Source organism: Mitsuaria sp. WAJ17, assembly GCF_014174515.1.
GTDB lineage: Bacteria > Pseudomonadota > Gammaproteobacteria > Burkholderiales > Burkholderiaceae_C > Roseateles_B.
In genome coordinates this window covers 1-3538 of the sequence record NZ_JACJUG010000071.1, presented here as the reverse complement: position 1 = coordinate 3538, position 3538 = coordinate 1, and the positions used below count along the sequence as shown (strand labels likewise).

Genomic DNA, 3538 nt, shown 5'->3' with positions numbered 1-3538 from the left:
GCTGTGCGCGGCGCCCGCCCTGGGCCTGGTGCTGGGCCTGGCCTGGCGGCGGCTGCGGCCCACGGCGCGCCATCCGGCCCATGTCTGCGAGGTCTTGCTGACCTCGGCCTTGATCCCCTTCCTGTCGGTCTACTGGCGCCTGCGCGGCGCCCTGCATTTCCGGGTCCTCTTCCTATGAACCCTTCCCCGAGCCTGCCGGGACCCGTGCAGCGCATCGTGGTGCTGCGGGCCCTCGGCCTGGGTGACCTCATCTGTGCGGGGCCGGCCCTGCGTGCGCTGCGTGCCGGCTTTCCCGAGGCTGGCATCACGCTGCTGGGCCTGCCCTGGGCACAGGAGTACGTGGCCCGCGTCGAGGTCCTGGACAACTGGATGGGCATCCCCGGCTGGCCCGGCCTGCCCGAGCAGGCGCTGAACGCCGAGCGGGTGCCCGCCTTCCTGGCTGACATGCAGCGCCAGCGACTCGATCTGGCCGTGCAACTGCAGGGCAGCGGCGAGGCGAGCAACGGCCTGGTGAGCCTGCTGGGCGCGCGCCTGTGCGCGGGCTTTCACCGCTCGGGGGCCTGGGTGCCCCCAGGCCAGGAGGAACGCTTCTGCAACTGGCCCGAGCAGGGGCACGAGAGCCAGCGCCTGCTGGCGCTGTGCCGGCACCTGGGCCTGCCGGTGGTCGATGAGGGCCTGGAGTTTCCGCTGCGCGAGACGGACCGCCAGAACCTGCTCCAGCTGTGCCCGGCACTGGCCGACGGTTTGCCCTATGTCTGCCTGCATGCCGGTGCCCAACTGGCCTCGCGGCGCTGGCCGGCCCAGCGCTTCGCCGCCGTGGCCGACGCCTTGCACGACGCCGGCTACCGCATCGTGCTGAGCGGCTCCGCCGCCGAGCAGCCCCTGGGCTTGCGGCTGGCTTCGATGATGAGTGCGCCCTGCGTCAACCTGGTCGGCCTCACCACCCTCTGGACCCTGGGCGCGCTGATCGCCTCGGCCCGCTGCCTGATCGCCAACGACACCGGCGTGTCCCACATCGCGGCGGCCCTGCGCGTGCCCAGCCTCATCGTCTCCAGCGGGGGCGACGTGCAGCGCTGGGCGCCGCCCGACCCGCAGCTCAACCGTGTGCTCAGCAAGCCCGCGCCCTGCCGGCCCTGCGCCCATCCGCAGTGCCCCACGGGGCATGGCTGCGCCCATGCTCTGAGCGTCTACGAGGTGCTGGCCGCGCTTCAGCACCTGCTCGAGCTGCCGCCCCTGAGCGGCGGCTCGCGACCTCTTGCCGAAGGACTCGACCATGACGCGACGACTGCGCATCCTCACCTGGCACGTGCACGGCAACTACCTCTACAACCTCTCCCAGGTGCCGCATGACTTCTACCTGCTGAAGGACTCTGACGACAGCCCCCAACGCTGCGGCCGCTGCGGCGTCCTGCCCTGGGGCGACAACGTGCACGACGCACCAGTGCATGCCCTGCCGGGAATGCGCTTCGACGCCGTGCTGTACCAGTCCCGCCAGGCCTGGGACGAGGACCGCCCGCGCTGGCTCAGCCCCGCCCAGCAGGCGCTGCCCCGCATCGTGCTGGAGCACGATCCGCCCCAGCAGCATCCCACCAACACCCTGCACTGGGCCGACGATCCGCACACCCTGCTGGTCCACGTCACCCCCTTCAATGCACTGATGTGGGACCCGGGCCGCTGCCCGGTGCGCGTGATCGAGCACGGCGTGCGACTGCTGGACGAGCGGACCTGGGAGGGCGAGCAGGCGCGCGGCCTGGTGGTGGTCAATCACCTCGCGCGGCGCGGTCGGCGCCTGGGCGCGGACCTCTACCAGCAGATGCAGCAGCGCCTGCCCATGAGCCTGGCCGGCATGGGCAGCGAGGTGCTGCCGGGCGGCTTGGGCGAGGTCGGCCAACTGCAGCTGCCGCGCCTGATGGCCGCCCATCGCTTCTTCTTCCATCCCGTCCGCTACACCAGCCTGGGCCTGGCCCTGGTCGAGGCCCTGCTGATGGGGATGCCGGTGGTGGGCCTGGCGACGACGGAGCTGTCCACCGTCATTCGCAGCGGTGAGAACGGCTTCATCGATACCCGACCCGAAAGCCTGGCTGAGGCCATGCAGGCCCTGCTGGAGGACCCGGCACTGGCTGCACGCTGGGGCCGGGCCGGCCAGCAGATGGCGCGCGACCGCTTTGGCATCGATCGCTTCGTGGCGGACTGGATGCAGCTCTTCCGGGAGGCCAGCCAGTGAGCGGGGCGCCGCCGAGGCCTCTGGCGAGCGGTGAGCGCGTGCTGGTGTGCGGTGCAGCCGGCTTCGTCGGCAGCCACCTGTGCGAGCGTCTGCTGCAGCGCGGCTGCGAGGTGCTGGCGGTGGACAACCTCATCAGCGGCGATCTGCAGAACCTGGCGTCGATGCTCGATGCGCCCCGTTTCCGCTTCCTGCGCTATGACGTCTGCAGTCCGCCTCCGCGGGAGGCCGAGGGCGTGAGCCGCATCTTCAACCTGGCCTGCCCTGCAAGCCCGGCCCACTATCAGCGCATCCCGGTGCAGACCGTGCTGGCCAGCACGCTGGGCGTCTGGCAGTTGCTTGAGCTGGCGCGCCGCAGCGGAGCCCGGCTGCTGCAGGCCTCCACCAGCGAGGTCTACGGCGATGCGCTGGAACACCCGCAGCAGGAGTCGCACTGGGGCCACGTCAACCCGGTCGGTCCGCGTGCCTGCTACGACGAGGGCAAGCGCTGCGCCGAGGCCATGCTGGTGGCCTATGCTCAGCAGTACGGGACGGACGTCTGCATCGCCCGCCTCTTCAACACCTATGGCCCGCGCCTGCGCCCGGGGGACGGTCGGGTGGTCAGCAACTTCATCGTGCAGGCGCTGCAGGGCGAGCCCATCACGCTCTACGGCGACGGTCTCCAGACCCGCAGCTTCTGCTACGTGGACGATACGGTGCGCGGCCTGTGCGCCCTCATGGAGAGTGGCTGGCCAGGGCCGGTGAACCTGGGCAATCCCAGCGAGTGCCATATGGTCGAGCTGGCCGCTCGGGTGCAGGCCCTGATCGGCAGCGCCTCGCCGCTGGTGCTCCGGCCGCTGCCGCCGGACGATCCGCGCCGGCGCCGGCCCGACATCCGCCTGGCCCGGCAGCGCCTGGGCTGGTGGCCCGAGGTCGGGCTGGACGATGGCCTGGCTCTCACGGTGAGCTACTTCCGCGCGCGGCTGGCGCTGCCGCCGGAGGCGCCAGTGACGATGTCGCCGGGCCTTGGAACGGCCGAGGGCGGGGCCTGCTGAGCACCGGACTGTTCCGCATGCCGGGCGCTGGTCAGCAGTCCGGTGAGGGCCCGGACCAGCGCCCGCTCCCGCGCCCGCATGCAGCGCGCCTGGGCGGCCAGGGCCTGTTTCGACGGCACGGCCCGCGGCCGCTTCAGCAGGGCGTCAAGCGCCTGCGCCATGGCCTCCACGCTCGACGTGACGCGAAGGCCGGGCCGGGGCGGCAGGGCCTGCAGCTCGGCCAGCGGCGTGCTCAGCACCGGCAGGCCGACGCCGGCGGCCAGGCCAGGCAGCTCGGGCCACA

General features: G+C 72.1%; 4 protein-coding genes and 1 pseudogene. 4 read left to right on the top strand and 1 reads right to left on the bottom strand.

Annotated features, from left to right (window positions below; all coding sequences use genetic code 11):
* From H5407_RS24560 to H5407_RS23330, 4 genes and pseudogenes are all read left to right on the top strand, one after another.
* A pseudogene (locus H5407_RS24560) lies at nt 1-178 on the top strand (glycosyltransferase family 2 protein); the annotation flags it as partial.
* A complete protein-coding gene (locus H5407_RS23340; RefSeq protein ID WP_220800761.1) occupies nt 175-1350 on the top strand; it encodes a glycosyltransferase family 9 protein in 1176 nt (391 codons plus the stop codon). The pseudogene H5407_RS24560 and the gene H5407_RS23340, both read left to right, overlap by 4 nt.
* Nucleotides 1274-2224 (top strand): glycosyltransferase family 4 protein, encoded by a 951-nt coding sequence (locus H5407_RS23335; protein WP_183106884.1) that lies wholly within the window; start codon nt 1274-1276, stop codon nt 2222-2224. Before H5407_RS23340 ends, H5407_RS23335 begins: the two co-directional genes overlap by 77 nt.
* Nucleotides 2221-3255: an NAD-dependent epimerase/dehydratase family protein gene (locus H5407_RS23330; RefSeq protein WP_310737696.1), complete on the top strand. Its 1035-nt coding sequence runs from the start codon at nt 2221-2223 to the stop codon at nt 3253-3255. The genes H5407_RS23335 and H5407_RS23330 overlap by 4 nt, the downstream gene beginning before the upstream one ends.
* On the opposite strand, the gene H5407_RS23325 is transcribed toward H5407_RS23330, so the two are convergent.
* Nucleotides 3168-3538: hypothetical protein (locus H5407_RS23325; protein ID WP_220800760.1), on the bottom strand; the 371-nt coding region annotated here is incomplete at its 5' end. The two genes, H5407_RS23330 and H5407_RS23325, sit on opposite strands and share 88 nt — an antisense overlap.

Excerpts from the sequence above, each read along its gene's own strand:
- H5407_RS23340 (WP_220800761.1), top strand. The coding sequence starts at position 175 with ATGAACCCTTCCCCGAGCCTGCCGGGACCCGTGCAGCGCATCGTGGTG.
- H5407_RS23335 (WP_183106884.1), top strand. The coding sequence starts at position 1,274 with ATGACGCGACGACTGCGCATCCTCACCTGGCACGTGCACGGCAACTAC.